Consider the following 573-nt stretch of genomic DNA (forward strand, 5'->3'; position numbering starts at 1 on the left):
CACGTGCGGCGCTCTTAAGCGTCATCTTCATTGGATCAGTCCTCCCGCTTCACGATGTTGACGCACTTGTGGACGGCCAGCAGCTTGCTTGCCTCGACGAGCGCCCGTCGTCCGTCGCCCTGCATCAGAACGAAGACCGGCTTGACCTCCGATTGGGGATGGTCGTCGAACGGCAACATGATGCCTGGCTGGCCGAGGGACAGGGTGAAGATGCCGGGCTGGATATCCCCCGGCTGCATCTTGTCGGGCCGCTCCCAGGCGATGACGATGTCGTCACGCTGCGGCGTCTCACTCTTCGAGAACACCAGCGAGTCACCATCGGCGATGCGCGGCGCGAAATCGTTGCCGCTGAAGACCATGATGTAGAGCTCGGGGAACTCAGCGACCGTCCTGAAGATGACCTTGGGCACGCCTTCGGCGGCTGCCCGAACAGCGGTGTTCGGCATTGCATGCTCCCTGTAGTTTGGATACTGTTAACTGTGTTTATACACTAGAAACGCGTTTAGCCGTTGTCAACTTTTTTCTGTGTGTGATACATAGTTTTTAGATGAAGAGGGAACACATGCTGACCAC

1 protein-coding gene is annotated in these 573 nt (G+C 57.6%); it reads right to left on the reverse strand.

Features of this window, described 5'->3' with window-relative positions; all coding sequences use genetic code 11:
- Positions 1–35 precede the first annotated feature (35 nt).
- Positions 36–446 (reverse strand): hypothetical protein, encoded by a 411-nt coding sequence (locus tag ABUE31_RS22765; RefSeq protein WP_367726050.1) that lies wholly within the window; start codon positions 444–446, stop codon positions 36–38.
- Positions 447–573: the final 127 nt, after the last annotated feature.

Origin of the sequence: Mesorhizobium marinum, from assembly GCF_040813675.1 — a bacterium.
Lineage (GTDB): Bacteria > Pseudomonadota > Alphaproteobacteria > Rhizobiales > Rhizobiaceae > Mesorhizobium_K > Mesorhizobium_K marinum.